The organism is Streptomyces sp. NPDC029292, from assembly GCF_055569295.1.
In genome coordinates, this window is record NZ_JBVHXR010000035.1 from 46664 (window position 1) to 65040 (window position 18377).

General features: G+C 70.1%; 11 protein-coding genes. 4 read left to right on the forward strand and 7 right to left on the reverse strand.

The annotated features are described in order from the left end of the window. Nucleotides 1-142 precede the first annotated feature (142 nt). From ACZ4WS_RS44585 to ACZ4WS_RS44605, 5 genes are all read right to left on the reverse strand, one after another. The gene (locus ACZ4WS_RS44585; protein WP_467989466.1) at nucleotides 143-766 is read right to left on the reverse strand and encodes a malonic semialdehyde reductase; all 624 of its coding nucleotides are present in this window, start codon (nucleotides 764-766) and stop codon (nucleotides 143-145) included. 314 nt (nucleotides 767-1080) lie between these two features. Next, the gene (locus ACZ4WS_RS44590; RefSeq protein ID WP_467989468.1) at nucleotides 1081-3099 is read right to left on the reverse strand and encodes an acetoacetate--CoA ligase; all 2019 of its coding nucleotides are present in this window, start codon (nucleotides 3097-3099) and stop codon (nucleotides 1081-1083) included. Between the two features lie 16 nt (nucleotides 3100-3115). Then, complete coding sequence (gene mhpA, locus ACZ4WS_RS44595; protein ID WP_467989470.1) at nucleotides 3116-4732, reverse strand: bifunctional 3-(3-hydroxy-phenyl)propionate/3-hydroxycinnamic acid hydroxylase MhpA; 1617 nt, start codon at nucleotides 4730-4732, stop codon at nucleotides 3116-3118. Further along, nucleotides 4729-5667: a fumarylacetoacetate hydrolase family protein gene (locus ACZ4WS_RS44600; protein WP_467989472.1), complete on the reverse strand. Its 939-nt coding sequence runs from the start codon at nucleotides 5665-5667 to the stop codon at nucleotides 4729-4731. Before ACZ4WS_RS44600 ends, mhpA begins: the two co-directional genes overlap by 4 nt. Continuing rightward, on the reverse strand, nucleotides 5664-6809 hold the full coding sequence (locus ACZ4WS_RS44605) for a VOC family protein (protein ID WP_467989473.1): 1146 nt from the start codon (nucleotides 6807-6809) through the stop codon (nucleotides 5664-5666). Before ACZ4WS_RS44605 ends, ACZ4WS_RS44600 begins: the two co-directional genes overlap by 4 nt. A 137-nt stretch (nucleotides 6810-6946) precedes the next feature. Here ACZ4WS_RS44605 and ACZ4WS_RS44610 point away from each other — a divergent pair, with 137 nt between their 5' ends. Both ACZ4WS_RS44610 and ACZ4WS_RS44615 read left to right on the forward strand, forming a co-directional pair. After that, a complete protein-coding gene (locus ACZ4WS_RS44610) occupies nucleotides 6947-7582 on the forward strand; it encodes a TetR/AcrR family transcriptional regulator (protein ID WP_467989475.1) in 636 nt (211 codons plus the stop codon). A 186-nt stretch (nucleotides 7583-7768) separates the two neighbouring features. Then, nucleotides 7769-9943 (forward strand): ATP-binding SpoIIE family protein phosphatase, encoded by a 2175-nt coding sequence (locus ACZ4WS_RS44615; RefSeq protein WP_467989477.1) that lies wholly within the window; start codon nucleotides 7769-7771, stop codon nucleotides 9941-9943. Between the two features lie 535 nt (nucleotides 9944-10478). Here ACZ4WS_RS44615 and ACZ4WS_RS44620 read toward each other — a convergent pair. Together ACZ4WS_RS44620 and ACZ4WS_RS44625 are read right to left on the reverse strand one after the other, a co-directional pair. Next, nucleotides 10479-11525, reverse strand: coding sequence for a zinc-binding dehydrogenase (locus ACZ4WS_RS44620; protein ID WP_467989479.1), 1047 nt, complete (start codon nucleotides 11523-11525; stop codon nucleotides 10479-10481). A 133-nt stretch (nucleotides 11526-11658) separates the two neighbouring features. Continuing rightward, a complete protein-coding gene (locus ACZ4WS_RS44625) occupies nucleotides 11659-14880 on the reverse strand; it encodes a bifunctional cytochrome P450/NADPH--P450 reductase (RefSeq protein WP_467989481.1) in 3222 nt (1073 codons plus the stop codon). A gap of 862 nt (nucleotides 14881-15742) precedes the next feature. On the opposite strand from ACZ4WS_RS44625, the gene ACZ4WS_RS44630 reads away from it, so the two are divergent. Both ACZ4WS_RS44630 and ACZ4WS_RS44635 read left to right on the forward strand, forming a co-directional pair. After that, on the forward strand, nucleotides 15743-16399 hold the full coding sequence (locus tag ACZ4WS_RS44630) for a TetR/AcrR family transcriptional regulator (RefSeq protein WP_467989483.1): 657 nt from the start codon (nucleotides 15743-15745) through the stop codon (nucleotides 16397-16399). A gap of 161 nt (nucleotides 16400-16560) precedes the next feature. Then, complete coding sequence (locus ACZ4WS_RS44635) at nucleotides 16561-18345, forward strand: glycoside hydrolase family 15 protein (protein WP_467989510.1); 1785 nt, start codon at nucleotides 16561-16563, stop codon at nucleotides 18343-18345. The last annotated feature ends 32 nt before the right edge of the window (nucleotides 18346-18377 follow it).

Consider the following 18377-nt stretch of genomic DNA (forward strand, 5'->3'; position numbering starts at 1 on the left):
GCGCCCTGGTCTCGTTCTCGTGCCCTGACACCTCTGCAGAAAATCCGTCACAGCCACCTCGGTAAAAATGGGCGCCGGTACTCGGAAGAGCACCGGCGCCCACGGCATGGCGCCTCTCACCTACCAGGCGGCGTCAGTGCCCTCAGGCATAGGCGACGGCGTCCTCGACGGGCACGCGGGGCAGCCGCGGGAACCACGGGTCGGCACCGGGGTGACCGATGTTGACCACCAGATGCGAGCGCCAGCTCTTACCGGCGAAGAACTCTCCGTCCACGCCGGCCTTGTCGAAGCCCACCATGGGACCGGCCGCGAGCCCCGCCGCGCGGACCGCGAGCAGGAAGACCCCGGTCTGCAGTGCCGAGTTGTAGGCCGCGATGCTCTCGCGCGTGTCGATCTGGTCGGCGAACGCCGCTCGCAGCATGTCACCGCGGGCCGGGAAGACTGTCGGCATCTGCTCGTGGAAGTCGACGTCGTACGCCAGGATCGCCACGGCCGGCGCACTGAGCGTCTTGGCCCTGTTGCCCTCGTCGAGATGCCGGACGAGCCGCTCCTTGCCCTCGTGGGTACGCACGAAGAGCACGCGCAGAGGCTGGCCGTTGGCGGCGCTCGGCGACCAGCGGGCGAGTTCCCAGATCATGGCGAGTTCGTCGTCGGCAACGGCCACCTCGGCGAAGGTGTTCGCGGTGCGGGCCTCGGTGAACAGCACCTTTCGTCCGGCGTCGTCGAGGACATCGAGGGCCTGCGGTTCGCGGTCGGTCATGCTCATCGTTTCTCTCTTACTTCGGTTGTGTGTGGTGGGGGGGGGGGGGGGGCCCCCCCCCCCCCCCCCCGGGGGGGGGGGGTTTTCTGGGGCAGACGGGGGGAAAGGAACCCCCCCTTGCCCCCTGGTCTATTTTTTCCCTTTCGGCCCCTCTTTTTTTTTTTTCCTCTTTTTTTTCTTCTTCTTTTTTCTTTCTCCTCCCTCCTCCCCCCCCCCCCCCCCCCCCCCCCCCCCCCACCCCGTGGGGACGGGGTTTTGCGGAGCCGGGCGGGGCACAAGGACCCGGTGCTGTCACGTGGGCCTGTGGTTCCCTGGCCGACTCATGTGTCGTGTGCTGACCGCTTGTTCCGCTCCGCGCCCAGGCGGGCGAAGTAGGCGATCAGGTCGGGGTTGTCGACCGCCGCGGGGTTCAGGACGTGCTCGGCGGGGGCACCCTGGAGCAGGCGCTTGACGGGAACCTCGAGCTTCTTGCCGGTCTTCGTGTGCGGGAGGGCCGGTACGGCGAGGATCTCGTCGGGCACGTGGCGGGGTGAGGCGCCGGCGCGGATCGCGTCGCGGATCCGGTCGCGCAGGGAGTCGTCCAGGCCGACCCCGTCGGCGAGGACCACGAAGAGCGGCATCCAGTAGCCGCCGTCGGGTTCCTCCGCGCCGATGACGAGGGCCTCGGTGATCTCGGGGAGATGTTCGACGACGTCGTGGATGTCGGCACTGCCCAGGCGCACGCCGTTGCGGTTGAGGGTGGCGTCGGAGCGGCCGTGCACGATCACCGAGCCGTGCGAGGTGAGCGTGATCCAGTCGCCGTGCCGCCACACACCGGCGTAGGCGCCGAAGTAGGCGTCGCGGTAGCGGCTGCCGTCGGGGTCGTTCCAGAAATACAGCGGCATGGACGGCATGGGGCGGGTGACGACCAGTTCGCCGAGCTGGTCGAGGACAGGGGTGCCCGTCGCGTCGTAGGCGGCCAGCGCCACGCCCAGGCTGGGGGCGGACAACTCCCCCGCCCAGACAGGGGTCGTGGAGGCGCTGCCGGCGAAGCCGGAGACGATGTCGGTGCCGCCGCTGGTGGAGGCCAGCTGGACGCCGGCGCCCACGTGGTCGCGGACCCAGGGGTAGGCGGATGCGGGCAGAGCGGAGCCGGTGCAGCCGACGACGCGGATGGCCGACAGGTCGTGCACGGAGGGTTCGATGCCCAGTTTGGCCATGGCCAGCAGGTACTGAGGACTGGTGCCGAAGACGGTGACCCTGTGACGGGCCGCCAGCTCCCACAGGACGTCCGCACGCGCCTGCGGTCCCGGGCTGCCGTCGTAGGTGCAGGTGGTGGCACCGGTCAGCAGGGTGGAGACGACCAGGTTCCACATCATCCAGTGGGTGGTGGTGTACCACAGCAGGCGGTCGCCGGTGCCCAGATCGGTGTGCAGGCCGAGCATCTTGAGGTGTTCGAGCAGGACCCCGCCGTGCCCGTGGACGATGCCTTTGGGCAGTCCGGTGGTGCCAGAGGAGAAGACGACCCACAGCGGGTGGTCGAACGGCACCGGGGCGATGGTGAGGTACTCGACGCGGGTGGCCGCGTCCTCCCAGGGCACCGTCAGCCCCGAGTTCCCGCCCTCGGGCCAGGCAAGGCCCACGTGGTCCACGAGCACCGTGGCCTTCAGCGTCGGCAGGGCGGCGGCGAGTTCGAGCGAGGCGGCGCGGCGATCGTGGGTGGTGCCGTTGAACAGGTAGCCGTCCGCGGTGATGAGCACCGTGGGTTCGAGCTGGGCAAAACGGTCGGCGGCGGCCTTGGGTGCGTAGTCCTGGCCGCACACCGACCACACCGCGCCCAGGCTTGCGGTGGCGAGGAAGGCGACGATGGCGTGGGGGGTGTTGGGCAGATAGCCCACCACCCGGTCGCCCTGTCCGACGCCCAGGTCGCGCAGGCTGGCAGCGACGGAGGCGACCTGGGCGCGCAGCTCCCGGCCCGTGATCTCATAGCCGGCTCCGGTCTCGTCCAGGGCGGTGATCGCGGGAGCGTCCGGCTGCAGGTTGCGCAGCGCGTGATGGGCGTAGTTGAGGGTGGCGCCCGGGAACCAGCGGGCGCCGGGCATGGTCTCCTCGGCCAGCACCTGCTCGTACGGAGTCGTCGCGTCGATGTCGAAGTACTCCCACACCGCGGCCCAGAACCCTTCGAGGTCGGTGACGGACCACTGGTGCAGGGCTCGGTAGTCCGTGGGGTCCTGGATCCCTCCTGCGCCCCGGTTCCGGGCCGCCCATCGGGCGAAGTCCGCGATGCGGCTGTGGGCAGCCGACCTGGGGTCGGGAGTGAAGAAGGGTTCCGGATACGGCGCGGGGTGCGGGGTGGTCATGGTGTGGTGCTCCTCGTCAGGCGGGCCGGGCGTCGGCGGTACGGCGGGCCGTGTGCAGCAGGGGGGCCCAGGCGACGGTGTCCGTGAAGTCGCCGGTGCCGGCCGGGACGGTGTCCATCACGACGCGGTCGGGGCGCAGCAGGACGGCGCCGGCACGGCCGCGGGTCAGCCAGCCGGCCACGGTGCCGTCGTCGCCCAGGTCGTCGACGTGGATCGTCTGGGCGCCCAGTGCCGTGGCCACGGCCGTCATCTGCGCCGTGGGCGGCACAGCGGTCAGGACGGCGAAGGAGTCCCCGAGGACCTCATCGAGGCGCACTCGCCTGCCGTCATGCCGCACCCAGGGCTGCGGGCAGAAGGTGCCGGCCAGCACACGGCCGGTCAGCCTGGGGCGGCGCCGTACGAGTGGACCGGCGGTCAGGGCGGGGCTGAGATCACGGCTCACCGCCTCGGTCACGCCAGGGATACGACAGACCGCGCCCACCACGGCCCGGCGGAACGCCGCACCGCGGTCCTGCCCGCCGGTCATGGCCCAGCCGACGGCGACCGCCACGCGGATCACATGGCGGGCGTGTGGCTTGCGCTCGCGTTCGTAGGTGTCCAGCAGCCCCTCGTGTGCGCCCTGTTGGAGCACGCGGGCGAGCTTCCAGGTGAGGTTGTGGGCGTCGCGCAGGCCCGAGCACAGACCCTGCCCGACGAAGGGCGGGGTGAGGTGGGCGGCGTCGCCCAGCAGGAAGACACGCCCCCTGCGCCACCGGTCGGCGAGACGGGCCTGGAAGGTGTACTGCGCCTGCCGTATCACCTCGAAGTCGTCGCCCTGCGAGGCTGGTAGGTCCACCCAGGGGGCGACCAGCTCGCGCAGGCGCTCCCATCCGTCCGGGCCGTCCAGGTTCTGGTCGTCGGCCAGCCGGAACTCCCAGCGGTAGCGGTCCTCGCTGATGCGCATGAAGGTGGCCGGCCGGGTGGGGCAGCAGATCTGCTCGGCGCCTTCCCAGGTACGCACCGGGCGGCTGGTGCGCACGTCGATGACCCGCCAGCTCTCCTGGAAGTGCAGGTCCTCCCAGTCGGTGCCGATGGCGTCACGGGTGAGACTGCCCGCACCGTCGCAGCCAAGGACGGCATCGGCCCACAGGTGCTCCTCCTCGTCGCTGCCGTCGCGCCGGAAGGTGACCCGGACCGGACCCGTCGGATCGTCGGGTGCGTCGGTGTTCTGCGTGTCGCACTGGGTGACGGACACGACCTCCACCCCGCTCCACAGCTCGCACTCCGGGCGGCGCGCCAAGGCGTCACGCAGCAGGCGTTCCAGCTCGGGCTGGTTGAACATGCTCAGCTGCGGGAAGCCGTGGAGTCCGTGCAGGGACCGCGGGAATTCGGTGATCACGCGGCGCCGGGCGTCCAGCAGCCGCAGCCCGGGCGCCGGGCGGGCGAGGGCGGCGAACTCCTCGTGGACACCGACGCTCTGCAGGATCCGGCGGATCTCGTCGTCCACGACGACGGCGCGCGGCAGGGGGTAGATGTCCCGGTGGCGTTCGAGGATCAAGCTGCGCGTTCCGTGCCGGGCGAGCAGCAGGGCGGCCATGACCCCGACGGGTCCCCCACCGATGATCACCACCGGTCTCCGGGATGCGGCCTTCATGCTGCGTCCGTAACGGGGGTCCGCTGCTCGCCGAGGTCGATCCGTCCGTCCGGGGTGGCGATCGTGGCGGTGATGAGGTCGCCGTTGCGCAGGTACTTGGGGTTCTTGGCCTGGCCCTTGAAGAACGCCTTCCACTTCAGGGCGGGCGGCAGCAGCGCAGCGATCTTCTCGGCCGCCTTGGGCGGGGCCTTCAGGGCCGTGCCGCCGGGAGTGCCGGTCAGCAGCAGGTCGCCCGAGTCGAGGGTCTGGAAGCGGGCGAGCAGGGTGAGCGCCTGTGCGGGGCGTACGATCATGTCGGCCAGCGTGCGGTCCTGGCGCGACACGCCGTTGACCGACAGCCGCAGCCGCAGGTTCAGCAGATGGGCGAAGTCCTCGGGCTCCAGCAGGGTCAGGTACGGCCCTGTCGGGGTGAAGGTCGGATAGGACTTGCTCTCGTAGAACTGGGTCTTGGTCAGCTGGACGTCGCGGGCGCTGACGTCGTTGGTCAGGACGAGGCCGGCGACGTAGCGCGGCACGTCCTGCTCCTCGACGACGGTGCCCACGGGCAGGGTCGCGCCCATGACGAGGCCGAGTTCCACCTCGTAGTCGAGGAACTTCACGTGCGCGGGGCGGATGATCGTGTCATGGGGGCCGCTGACCGAGCCGGACGCCTTGCGGAAGAAGGTGGGCGGGATGTCGCCGGTGAAGCCCGAATCCTTGGCGTGGCTGCGGTAGTTGACCATCTGGGCGACCACCCGGCACGGGGTGGTGACCGGAGGCAGCGCCACCAGGTCGGCGACGGGCGTGCCGCTCTCGGTGGAGGCGGCGGCTTCGCGGACGGCGTCCCGGTCGGCGAGCAGTTCGGCGGTGGTGGCCGCCTTGGTCTCGACGCGGACGGCGCGTTCGTCCCGGACGACCCACCAGCCGTCGGTGGTGCGCAGAATGTTGGTACTCATGAGCTCATCGCTTTCATCAGGCCCAGCAGGCGTGCGGGGTCGAGTTCGTTGTCGCCACGCAGGGCCGTCATGACCTCGCGCAGCTTGGCGGGGGACGGGTTGGCGCCCAGGAAGTCTCGGGTGACGGGCGGGCCCCACTGGGCCAGGCCGCTCGCCGACATCGGGGCCCAGCCGGGGTCCAGGTCGCAGGAGAAGAGGTCGCCGTCGGCGAAGTGCTCCAGCATGAAGTGGTCGGGGTCGCGCCAGTAGTCGAACAGCTGGCTGCCCTGGACGTGCCGGCCGATGCCCCAGCTGCGCTTGTAGCCGCGCTCGGCGAGGTACTCCCCACCGGCGGCGATCGTGTCGAGGTCGGTGACCTGGTAGGCGGAGTGGACGTAGCCGGTTCCGGGCCCCAGGTGCAGGGCCAGCGTGTGGTGATCGACGGCCACGCTCCCCTGGTCGCACCGGATGAACGCCATCGTCGGCCCGCGCCCGCGCTGCCCGTCCAGGAACAGGAAGTCGGACACGATCATCCCGAGGGTGTCCAGGTACCAGTCCAGGGTGCGGGCGAACACCCGTGTCTCCAGCACCACATGGCCCAGCCGCTGAATACGGGACGGCTCCCGGGGCGGACGCTGGGTGGCGTTCGTACGACGGTGATCGGTACCGAAGTTGAGGATCAGCGGCTCCTGCTCGGGCAGGGCGGGCAGCTGCTCGGCGCAGTGCACGACCCGGACCGGCAGGCCCGAAGGATCGAGCAGGGCGACCGACTGCCCACCGCCCGGTACGCCGATGTCCCGGACGGTACTGCCGGTGGCGCTGGCCAGCCGGTCCAGGTCGGCTCGCTCGGCCGCGCGGAACGCCGGCCCGATGAACCGGGACGCACGCCCCCGCCGGATGACCATGCAGGGTGAGCCCGCGAAGGTACCGCGCAGCCACAGCTCCCCCTCGGTGCGGGCGGCGATCGCGAACCCGAAGTCACGCGCGAAGACCTCGGCCCGGTCCAGGTCCGGCTTCTCGAACTCGAGCCAGGCCAGGTCCGCCGCCTTGATCACGGGGTTCCGGGAACGTCCGGGGTGCTCTCCGCGCAGGGCGCCCTGTTCACTGTGGAGGTCTTGGTGGGGCGTCTGGGGAGCGGCCCTGTTAACGGGGGTGTGGGACATGGTGTCCTCCAAGCAACACTGCTGTAATGAGGAAATCATCAACTTTGCCGTTACCCATCGTCAATAGGGTGGACCCAAATAATTGATGATCTCATCAGTAATGGCAGACTCATCGCGCCGGTTGTTACACTCGGCGCATGCCGACGTCAGCCCCGCCCAAGAACCGCTTCGAGCGGCGCCGTGCCGAGACCCGCCAGGCGCTCGTCCGTGCGGCCCGGCAGATCCTCGCGGAGACCGGGGACACCAGCGCCAGCATCCAGGCCATCGCCGAGCGCGCGGACGTCGGTTTCGGCTCCTTCTACAACCACTTCGAGTCCAAGACGGAGCTGTTCGACGCCGCGGTGACAGACGCCCTGGACGAGTTCGGGCAGGTCATCGACGAGCGCGTACAAGGAATCGACGACCCGGCCGAGCTCGTCGCCGCGGGCTTCCGGCTCACCGCCCGCATGGCCGACTCGCACCCTGAACTCATGCGGATCCTGCGTGACCGCGGTCTGGCCCAGATCCACACCGACCGGGGCCTCGCCCCTCGAGCCCTGCGCGACCTGGACATCGGCATCGCCTCGGGCCGCTTCACCTGCTCCAACCCGACCACCGCCCTGTCCGCCCTCGGCGGCACCCTGCTGTCCCTCGTGGCGCTGCGGCTGGCCCGCCCCGACCTCGACGGCGACGAGTCCGCCTCCGACCTGGCCGAGATGGTCCTGCGCATGCTCGGCGTCCCACCGGACGACGCCCATCAGGTGACCCGGCGCCCGCTGCCCGACCTCGACTGACCCGAGCACCGGCTGCGCCAGGCCCCGTGGACACCGGAAAGCCGTGGGCGCCTCCGCCGGTGGCCGCGCGGACCCTTGCCCTCGACCACACCCAGCCCGTGAGACCGGGTTCCTCCCGGACGCCGCGCAGCCAGATGCGGCCGGCTGAGGCTTCGCGGTCCACCAGGGCGGCGTAACGTCGTCAGAGTGGACTTCACCGCGGACAGTCTTCTGTCCCGTGCCGCACATGAACTCAGCCCGCGAGCGGACGAGCTGATCCACGACGTAGAGCAATGCCTGCGGCGCGAGGTCCCCGAACTGTGGGACGAACCGGACATCGCACAGATGACGGGGGAGAACGTCGCCGAGCACGTAGTCGCCCTACTTTTCGGCATCGAGCACGACATCGAGCCAAGGCGGATCGATCCGCCGGCCGCCGACGCAGAGCGCGCGCGTCGGCTGGCTCAGCGCGGGAAGCCGGTCACAGCGATGCTGCGCGCCTTCCGGCTCGCGCAGGGCCTCGTCCTCGACCGGCTACTCGGAGAGCTGCCCCGGCTCACCAGCGATGCCGAGCCGATCAACGCGGCGACACGCAAGCTGATCGCACTGGCGACCGAGTACATGGACCGCATATCGGAGACGGGCGTCCTGGCCTTCCAGGAGGAGCGGGATCGCCGGGTGCAGTGGCGGCTGTCGGTGGTGAACGAGGCGAGCGCACGCGTCGGAACGACCCTGGACATCGCCCGTACCGCCCAGGAGTTGGCGGACCTGGCCACCGAGCGATTCGCCGACGCCGGCACCGTCGACCTCCTCGAAACGCCTTTCGGAGACGACCCTCCCGCGAAGGGCACACTCGTGGTCCGCCGGGTTGCCCAGCAGTCGGTGACGGACGGTTACCCCGAGACGACGAGCCTGGAAGCGATCTACGGGGAATCGTCGGTTCGGCCGCAGCAGCTCCACAGGTATCCGGACGGATCACCACCGGCTCGCGCCCTGGTCACCGGCCGACCCTCACGGCACCACCTCGGCCCGTCCGCATCAATGCTGCTGGTACCGCTGTGCGCCCGTGGCACCACGCTGGGTGTCGCTCAGTTCTTCCGCCACCACAAGCCCGACGCGTACGGGGACGAGGACCTGCTCCTCGCCCAGGAGATCGCGGCCAGGGCGGCGGTGGCCATCGACAACGCCCGCCGATACACGCACGCGCGCGCCACCGCCCTCGCCCTCCAGCGCAGTCTCCTCCCGCGCGGTACACCCGCGCAGTCCGCCGTGGAGGTCGCCTGCCGCTACCTGCCTGCTGCCGCCCAGCTCGGCGTGGGCGGCGACTGGTACGACGTCATCCCGCTGTCCGGTGCCCGGGTCGCCCTCGTGGTGGGCGACGTGGTCGGCCACGGCATCCACGCCGCCGCCACCATGGGCCGGCTGCGGACCGCCGTACGCACCCTCGCCGACATCGACCTGCCGCCCGACGAACTCCTCACCCACCTGGACGACGTCGTCATCCGCCTGTCTGCCGAAGTCTCTGCCCAAACGGACACCGAATCCGCTGGGGACATCGGGGCCACCTGCCTGTACGCCGTCTACGATCCCGTCGCCGGCCGCTGCACCCTCGCCCGCGCGGGCCACGTCCTGCCCGTCGTGATGACCCGGGACGGAACCGCCGACATCCTCGAGCTGCCCGCCGGCCCGCCACTCGGTCTGGGCGGCCTGCCGTTCGAGGCGGCGGAGATCGACCTGCCCGAGGGCAGCCTCCTCGCCCTCTACACCGACGGCCTGATCGAGGCCCGCGACCACGACGTCGAGGCGGGCCTGACCCGACTGTGCCACGCCCTCGCGCAGTCCTCCGCCTCCCTGGAGGCGACCTGCGACACCGTCCTCGAAGCGCTGCTGCCCGCAGACCGACCGCACGACGACGTGGCACTCCTCCTGGCCCGCACCCACACCCTCGGAGACCGTCAGGTCGCCACTTGGGACGTGGATGCCGACCCGGCCGAGGTCGCCCGGGCCAGAGCGAGCGTCTCCGAGCAGCTGACCACCTGGGGACTGGAGGAACTCGACTTCACCACCGAACTGGTCGTCAGCGAACTCGTCACCAACGCCATCCGCTACGGCCGGCCTCCCATCCAGCTGCGTCTCATCCACGATCGCACCCTCATGTGCGAGGTCGCGGATGCCGGCAGCACGACTCCGCACCTGCGCCGGGCCCGTGTCTTCGACGAGGGCGGGCGAGGTCTGTTCCTCGTCGCCCAACTCACCGAGCACTGGGGAACGCGCCATGCCCGAAGTGGCAAGACGGTCTGGGCGGAGTGCGCCCTGGCCGCGCCGGAGCTCTTCTCGGACGCGGCAGCGCTGGACGTGGAGGGTATTCCTGGGGTCGTATGAGCACCATCTCGCCCGGCCCGCCGGGTCGATCGCGAGGTTCCTCGGGGGCTTCGACCGGCTGACGATGCAGCACCTGTCGGCGTACCCCTGAACGCGCCCAGGTTCACGTACCGATAAACGTGCCCAGTTCTTGATGTGCTGCGGGTTGTCGGTGGGCAGTCTGCCCGGTCGCCCCGCCCCGTCGGGCCGCGCGCGATCCGCCACCACATGGCCCTGCAACTTCTGCCCGCGACGCCTCATGTCGTCACTCAGCGGCACCTTCGCCACGTCGGCAAGGACTGTCTGGTTGCCTTCGACGCCCCCCGCGTCGGCGGGCGACCCGGCTGTCGCCCTCCGGTGATGTCCAGCCGTCGCGGCAAACGCCGCCGCCCGCTGCATCCTCCTCCGCGCGGCCAACAGCCCTGTCGGCTCCGCGCTCACCAAGACCCTTGTGAACTGACCGTCCACACAAGACCGTGGGCGCCTGTGCTCCCTCAAGCACCGGCGCCCACTCACCCCTGCCCGAGGTGGTCTTGATGAACTTTCTGTTCAGTTATCAGGGAACGAGGATGAGGCGGATGGGGTCGCCGATCTTGTTCTCCAGCCGGTTGACCGCGTCGGCGGCCTCGGCGAGCGGGATGTGGTCGGTGATGGAGGGGGCCAGGTCGAGACGGCCTACCTCGGCCAGCCGGACCAGCTCGGTGACGGACTCGGGGCTGCCGCCGTAGTGGCCACGCACCTGCTTGCCCAGGTAGTTGAAGGTCAGACCCTCGGTGATGGTGAGGGGCCTGGGGCTGATGCCGACCAGGATGAGGACTCCGCCCAGGCCGAGTGCGGCGGCGGCCTGCTCGCGGACCGCCGGCACGCCGGCGCAGTCGAAGGCGAAGTCGAGGCCTCGTCCGGCGGTGGCCGCGCGGACCTGGTCGGCGAAGTCGGGGGCGGCCGGGTCGAGGGCGAAGTCCGCGCCGAAGGCCAGGGCGCGTTCCCGGGCGCTGGGCAGCGGGTCGACGGCGATGATCGGTGCGGCGCCGGCCAGGCGGGCGAGGCGTACGTTGTGGGCGCCGACTCCGCCCACGCCCCAGACGCCGACGGACTGGGCGGGGCGTACGCCCGCGGTGGTGACGACGGCGGCGTAGGGGGTGGAGACCGCGTCGGGGATGATCGCGGCCTGGTCGAAGGGGAGGTGGTCGGGGATGGGGATGAGGGTGTCCTCGCGGGCGACGGTGTACTGGGCCCAGCCGCCGTCGTAGTCGATGCCGGCGGTGAGCATCTGGGTGCAGGGGCGGCTGCGCACGCAGCCGGCACACTGGCCGCAGGTCTTGCCGGCCTCCAGGGTGACGCGGGTGCCGACGGTCAGGCCGCGCTTGAGGTCGGGGCCGAGGGTGTGGATCACACCGGAGACCTCATGCCCGACGGTGACCGTGTCGGAAGTGGCGAACAGCGGGACGAGGGAGCCGTCGAGCAGGTGGACGTCCGAGAGGCAGACGCCTGCGGCCTTGACCTCGATGAGGACCTCGCCCGGGCCGGGCACGGGGACGGGGACCTCCTCCACAGCGAACTTCTTGCTGTCCAGGTGGAAGCGTCCGGCGAGCATGGTGTCCATGGTGCTCTGCTTTCTGTGAGCGGCACTCCCGGCGGTTCGGGCCGATGGGGTGCCGTGTGGTGCCTCGTGGGTGAGTGGTGGCCGGGAGGGGTGCGGGGTGTCAGGACCGCCGCACCCTCCCGGCGTCTGGGGGTCAGGCGAAGACGTCCTGCTGGTAGCGCTCGTCCGCTTCGAGCTGGGCGAGCCACTGCTGGGCGGCCTCGTCGTCGCTGCCGGTGTGCTTGCGGTAGATGGCGGCGAGCGCCTCGCGCACGGCGGGTGCCATGCGGCGGCCGTCGCCGCAGACGTAGAGGTACGCGCCGTCCTGGATGGCCTGCCACACGGTGTCGGCGGCACCTACGATGGCGTCCTGGACGAACCGGGCCGGGTGTCCGGTCACCGCGGAGAAGGCGGTGTGCACCTGGGCGATCCCGGCCTGCTCCCAGTCCTGCATCTCCTGCCGGTAGAAGTAGTCGTGCTCCGGGTGGCGGCAGCCGACGAAGACCTGGGACAGGCCCACCTGGGTGCCGTTCGCGTGCTGGTGGGCACGCTCCTCCAGGAAGCCGCGCAGCGGCGCGATGCCGGTGCCGGGGCCGATGAGGAGCAGCGGCGTGGCGGGGTCGGCCGGCGGCGCGAACGTCGGGGAGGGCACGCGCACGTAGCCGTAGAAGACGTCACCGGGATTGAGGCCTGCGATGTAGGAGGAGCAGGTGCCGCGGTACCGGCCATCGCCGGACAGGGCCGGGCCTTCCAGCAGACCGACGGTCAGCCGCACGTGCCGGGGATTGGCCAGCGGGGAGGAGGAGATGGAGTAGAAGCGGGGGCGGATCGGGCCCAACATGTCCAGGAAGACCGCCAGCGGCAGTTCGACCGCGGGGAAGCGCTCCAGCAGGTTGAGCACGGAGACTCGCTTGCCCAGGACCTCGGTCTGGTAGCGCTCCTCGGCCTCGGCGGTGTCGGCCGTGTAGGCCTCGAGCTGCGGCCGGGTCCACGGGCACTCGGTGTGCCCGGCCAGCGTCTGTATCTGCGAGCGGGTGGCCACGTCCTGCAGCTCCACGAACTCGGTGAACAGCAGACCCGCGGTGACGGGCGTGCCCACCGGGAGGTGCGTACGGCCGCCGGCGGGCTGGTCCAGACGCAGGACCTGGTCGCGATCGACGCCGAGCCGCGCGAGGGCGCGGTTGACCAGCGCGGGCTCGTTCTTGGCGAAGACGGCCAGGTGGTTGCCGGTGTCATAGGTGACACCGTCGGGGAGTTCGATGGTGATGGACTTCGCGGCCGGGCGCGGCGGCTCGATGCTGAAGTCCCACAGCCCGGTCGCGTCGCTGACCAGCTCCTCGTTGGCGACCACGGTGAGGGGGTAGGCCTGCTCGGAGACGATCGCGGGACGCACCTCCGCCTCGGTCAGCAGCTGCACCTCGAAGCGCGGCCCGGTGGTTTCGGAGGTGTCGGCGGCGTACTCCTCGGCCAGGGTGGCCCACAGGGTGTCCATCCAGCGGGTGGCCATGCCGTCGAAGTCACCGGCGGCGTCCGCGATGCCGCGCTCGATGACGCGGGTGGCGCCGGCGGCCAGCAGGCCTGCCTCGATCCGCTTGGGGAAGCCCTGGTAGGTGGCCACCCACTGGGTGTTGCCGGCACCCAGCAGCGCGAACCGCACATTGGACAGCGAGCCCTCCGGGAGTCCGGCGGCGAGCAGGTCGTCGAAACGCTGCGCGTTGTCCGGAGCCTTGCCGTTGTAGCTGGAGGCCACGACGACGAGCAGGCCCTCGGTGGGCAGGTTGTCACCCAGCTCGTCCAGGCCGACCAGGGTGGTGCCGAATCCGGAGCGCTCACCGCGGTCGGCGATGGTGCGCGCCAGGTCCTCGCACGAGCCCAGGCTGGAGCCGTAGGCGACGGTCAGGTTCACCCCGACACCGCTGACCGCGGCCTGCGCCCGCGTGTCGTCGGTCTGCAGGTCCACTGCGCCGAACACGGTCCGCTCGTGCTCCTGACGGGCCCGCACGTTCAGTTCGAAGCCGCCGGGCTTGCGCGTCAGCGCCTCCTTGACGTCCATCTTGTAGTCGTCGGTGTCGGCGAACTTGAACTTCTGCAGCACCAGCGCGAGGGCCAGACGGGCCTCGGTGAGCGCGAACTGCCGGCCGATGCAGGCACGCACGCCGTTGCCGAACGGCTTGTAGGCGTGCGGGTGGTGGTTGACCCGGTTCTCCGGCAGCCACCGGTTGATGTCGAACTCCTCCGGCCGCTCCCACGCCTTGGGGTGGGTGTGCAGCGGACCTTCAAGGATGTTGACCCGCGCTCCCTTCTTCAGCCCGTAGCAGCCGCCGATGACGGTGTCCTCCAGCGGGGACTTGCCGATCATCGGGATGGGAGCCCACAGGCGCAGGGTCTCCTCCAGGATCCGCGGGATCACGTCCATCTGCATGATCGTGTCGTAGTCCGGGACCGTGTCGCCCGGAAGCAGCCGGTCCACCTCTGCGTAGGCCTGGGCCAGGATGTGCGGGTTGCGCATCAGCGAGTACGTGGCGAACGACAGCAGACCGCTGGTGGTCTCGTGACCGGCGATCAGGAACGTCAGCACCTGGTCACGGACGTTGTCGTCCTCCAGCCCCTTGCCGGTCTCCGGGTCGGTGGCCTCCAGCATCAGGCCCAGCAGGTCATCCTCACCGGTTCCCTTCCCATCACGGCGCTCCTTGATCACGTTCTCGACCAGGTCCCGCATCAGCCGGATGTTCTCGCGGTACTTCCTGTCATCGGCCTTGCGCATCTTGGTCATCATCGGCAGCTCCTGCGAGCGCCGCAGCGACTCCACCAGCGCCTGCAGCAGCGCGTTGAGGAAGGGGTGCAGATCCTCCTTGGCGAAGGAGTCGAACCGGTAACCGAACCCCGTCAGGGCGATGGTGTCCAGGGTCAGCCGGGTGTAGTCGTCGGTGATGTTGACCGGCTGGCCCTCCTTGCGCTCCCACTTGCCCACCAGGTTCTGGGCGATCTCCAGCATCTGCCCGAAGTAGCCCTTCATCGCCCGCTGGCTGAAGGCCGGGAGGAGGACTCGGTGCGCCATACCCCATTCCTCTTCGTGCTGGTGGGCCGTGAACAGGGCGGCTCCCGCGTAGTCCCGGACATGGGCCAGCGGCGTCTTGTCGATCTGCTTGAAGAACCGCGTCTCGTCACAGACCTCGGCCACCAGATCCGGGTCCCAGACGAAGACCTGCTCGATGCCGGCGATCTCCATGCCGTAGAGCCCCTCGGGGAACTGCTTGGACAGCTTGCCGAAGTACTCCACCGGGTTGGTGCTGGGGATCTGCGGCGTGTGGCCGAAGAGCGGGACGCCCCGCGGAGACCGGATGGGCCGCAGGTCGGTCTCGGGCTGTGTGGTCATGGCTGGCTCCTCCAAGGGGAAAGGCGGGCAGGGCGCCATTCGGTGTGACGGGGCGCCGGTACGGCAGCACCCGGTTTCCATACGCTGTATGCCTACAGTAGTACCATACGACGTATGGAAACTCAATCGGCAGACCTGGGGCCGAGAAACAGGAATGTTTCGGCTCATCAGGGACGGCGTCGCTCGCGCAGCGGGGTCGCATCAAGATCAGGCGCTTCCGAACGCGCTCCCGGCTGGAGGAGGTGAGGGGCGAGGCCGGTCGTCGTCAGTCGGCGGCTTGACCGGGCTTCTCCTGGTGGGTGCGACCCGTGGAGGACATCTACGGTCCGCGACGGCGGCCGCGGCGACATCCCGGTGAGCAGCCAATGCCCCTGCCGGCCAGTACGCATCGCGGCGGTCGGGTCTGCACCCCTGCGCGTTGGCGACTGACGGCAGCGCCGGAAAAGCAGGCGCGTGCGCCGCCTCGCGGCGGCGCCTCTGATCTCTACGCCGCGCTCGATCGGTCCGGCATCAGTCCGTGAGAGCGGGCAAGCCGGATTCGCCAGAGTCCCCTCGGCAGGGCATACCCGCGATCTGCTGCCGCAGGCGAGCACACCAGGGAAGGGGGACGGTCGACACGCCTCGCCTGGTTCTATGCCCGCACGCGTCAGGCGGCAGTGCGCCGAGGCCGCTGCTCGAGCGTCTTGCCGCACTCCTCGAGCGCAGCTTCCAGTCGAGCCTTTTCCTGTTCAAGGCGCGCCTTGGGGACCTCGTCGCCCACCAAGGCCAACCGGTCCGGGACTGTCCGCGAAGCCGGAGGAACGGGGGGCTGAAAACGGTGCCACTGCCCTCCACGTTGGCGAAGGCTGGTACCGTACACCGTATGGCGACTGAACGGAAGCCCCCTCGGGGCACGAGAAAGAGGGACGTACCGCTCACCAAGGACGGCATCTACGCCATGGCGTTGCAGCTCATCGATACCGACGGGGTCGAGGCGCTCACCATGCGCAAACTCGCGACCGCGCTCGATGCGAACCCGATGTCGCTGTACCACCACGTGCCGAACAAGGACGCCGTGCTGCGCGGCGTGGCCCACCGGGTCGGTTCGCAGTTCAGCGCGGAGGAGCGGGGAGACATCCCCTGGCAGGACCGACTGCGTGAACTGGCCCGGGACTTCCGCGAACTGTCGCACCGTCACCCGAAACTGATGGGGTATTCCTTCACGCGCCCCGACTACGTGCAGCCGGAGGACCCCTTCTGGCAGGCACTGATCGACATCCTGGCCACCGCGAAACTGCCCGAGGAGGAGATTCCGCGCGTCGCCGCGACCCTGGTCGGTGTGTTCACAGGTTTGCTGCTCAGCGAACTGAACGGGGCACTGCAGCGGTGGGCCACTCTGCCACCGGCACCGTCGGGCCCCGACGAGGAAGAAGCGCCCCCGCCCTCCAAGGACGTGATCGACACCATGTTCAACTCCACGCTGGACGCCGCGGTCGCCGGAGTGGAGAACCATGTCGCACGAGCCCGCGAGAGGGTGTGACGGAAGCGGAACGGCTCCGGTGGGGCGGTGCGCGGTCGCGGCGTCCCCGCCGGGCCGGCCTGGTGCCGCCGCGACAGCGAAGGGCCATAGTGGAGGCAGGAGCATAGAGAGGCCGCTGCGATGTCCGGAGCGCGCCGACACAGCACACGTCAGCCCGGTACCTGCCGATCGCCGAGCACGGCCTGATCGGGGATCTACGCACAGCGGCCCTGGTGGGTACCGACGGGACCATCGACTGGTACTGCTGCCCGTCCTTCGACTCCCCGAGCGTGTTCGCCGCCATCCTGGACGCGGACCTGGGCGGGGCGTTCGAACTGTCCGCGGCCGTGCCTGCCGGCACGAAGCAGTTCTACTTCCCCGACACCAACGTACTGATCACCCGGTTCTTCACCGAGGACGGGCTCGGGGAGATCCAGGAGTTCATGCCCGTGACACACGCCGACGAGTCCGACCGCCACCGGCTGATCCGGCGGGTGGTGTGCGTCCGCGGGACGATCCCGTTCCGAGCCCGGGTGGCTCCCCGCTTCGGCTACGGCACCCAACCGCACACCCTGCGGATACTGGAGGGCGCCGCTCTGTTCGCTTCCGAGGCGCTGTCGCTGACGCTGACCGCGACGGTGCCGCTCGAGTCCGACGGGAAGGACGTACGGACCGAGTTCACGCTGTCCCAGGGCGACACGGCGGTCTTCGCGCTCGACCGGGTCACCGACGAGACTCCGCCGCGCGGCTGCCCGCACGCCGAGGCCGAGCGGGAGTTCACCGCCACGGTCGCCTTCTGGCGGCGCTGGCTGCAGCAGTCCCGCTACCGCGGCCGCTGGCGGGAGATGGTGCACCGCTCCGCCCTCACCCTGAAGCTGCTCACCTACGCACCCACCGGTGCGATCGTGGCGGCCCCGACCACGAGCCTGCCCGAGCAGCTCGGCGGCGGCCGCAACTGGGACTACCGCTACACGTGGATACGCGACTCCGCGTTCGCCGTCTATGCGCTGCTCAGACTCGGCTTCGCCGAGGAGGCCGAGGCGTTCATTGGCTTCCTCACCCAGCACATCGACCGGCGCGACGACGGACCGTCCGGCCCGCTGCAGATCATGTACGGCATCGACGGACGGGCCGAGCTCCCCGAACACGAGCTGCCCCACCTGGAGGGCTACCGGGGCTCGGCGCCCGTGCGGGTCGGCAACGGCGCGGCCACCCAGCTGCAACTCGACATCTACGGCGCGCTGATCGACTCCGTGTACCTGTACGACAAGTGGTGCCGGCCCCTGTCCAGTGGCCACTGGCGCGCGGTGTGCGCCCTGGTGGACTGGGTCTGCGAGCACTGGGACCAGCCGGACGAGGGCGCGTGGGAGACCCGCGGCGGGCGGAAGAAGTTCCTCTACTCCCGGCTGATGTGCTGGGTGGCCATCGAACGCGCCATCCGCATGGCCCTGCGCCGCAGCCTGCCCGCCGAACTCGGCCGCTGGGGTCCGGTCCGGGACCGGATCTACTGGCAGATCATGGACAAGGGCTGGTCGCCCACCCGGCAGGCCTTCGTCCAGCACGAGGAGGGCGACGTACTGGACGCCGCGGTGCTGATGATGCCGCTGACCAAGTTCGTCTCCCACACCGATCCCGTCTGGCTGTCCACCCTCGATGCCCTCGGCAAGGAACTCGTCTCCGACTCCCTCGTCTGGCCCTACGACCCAGAGGCCAGCCCCGACGGCCTCGAAGGCGACGAAGGCACGTTCTCCATCTGCTCCTTCTGGTACGTCGAGGCCCTCACCCGCGCCGGACGACTGGACGAAGCCCGCCTGGCCTTCGAGAAGATGCTCACCTACGCCAACCATGTCGGCCTGTACGCCGAGGAGATCAGCCACACAGGTGAGCAACTGGGCAACTTCCCCCAGGCATTCACCCACCTCGCCCTCATCAGCGCGGCCTTCAACCTCGACCGCGCCCTGGGCTGACGACCGACCGACGGCGTTCCTCGATGAGTCGC

Excerpts from the sequence above, each read along its gene's own strand:
- ACZ4WS_RS44585 (WP_467989466.1), bottom strand. The coding sequence starts at position 766 with ATGAGCATGACCGACCGCGAACCGCAGGCCCTCGATGTCCTCGACGAC.
- ACZ4WS_RS44590 (WP_467989468.1), bottom strand. The coding sequence starts at position 3,099 with ATGACCACCCCGCACCCCGCGCCGTATCCGGAACCCTTCTTCACTCCC.
- mhpA (WP_467989470.1), bottom strand. The coding sequence starts at position 4,732 with ATGAAGGCCGCATCCCGGAGACCGGTGGTGATCATCGGTGGGGGACCC.
- ACZ4WS_RS44600 (WP_467989472.1), bottom strand. The coding sequence starts at position 5,667 with ATGAGTACCAACATTCTGCGCACCACCGACGGCTGGTGGGTCGTCCGG.
- ACZ4WS_RS44605 (WP_467989473.1), bottom strand. The coding sequence starts at position 6,809 with ATGTCCCACACCCCCGTTAACAGGGCCGCTCCCCAGACGCCCCACCAA.
- ACZ4WS_RS44610 (WP_467989475.1), top strand. The coding sequence starts at position 6,947 with ATGCCGACGTCAGCCCCGCCCAAGAACCGCTTCGAGCGGCGCCGTGCC.
- ACZ4WS_RS44620 (WP_467989479.1), bottom strand. The coding sequence starts at position 11,525 with ATGGACACCATGCTCGCCGGACGCTTCCACCTGGACAGCAAGAAGTTC.
- ACZ4WS_RS44625 (WP_467989481.1), bottom strand. The coding sequence starts at position 14,880 with ATGACCACACAGCCCGAGACCGACCTGCGGCCCATCCGGTCTCCGCGG.
- ACZ4WS_RS44630 (WP_467989483.1), top strand. The coding sequence starts at position 15,743 with ATGGCGACTGAACGGAAGCCCCCTCGGGGCACGAGAAAGAGGGACGTA.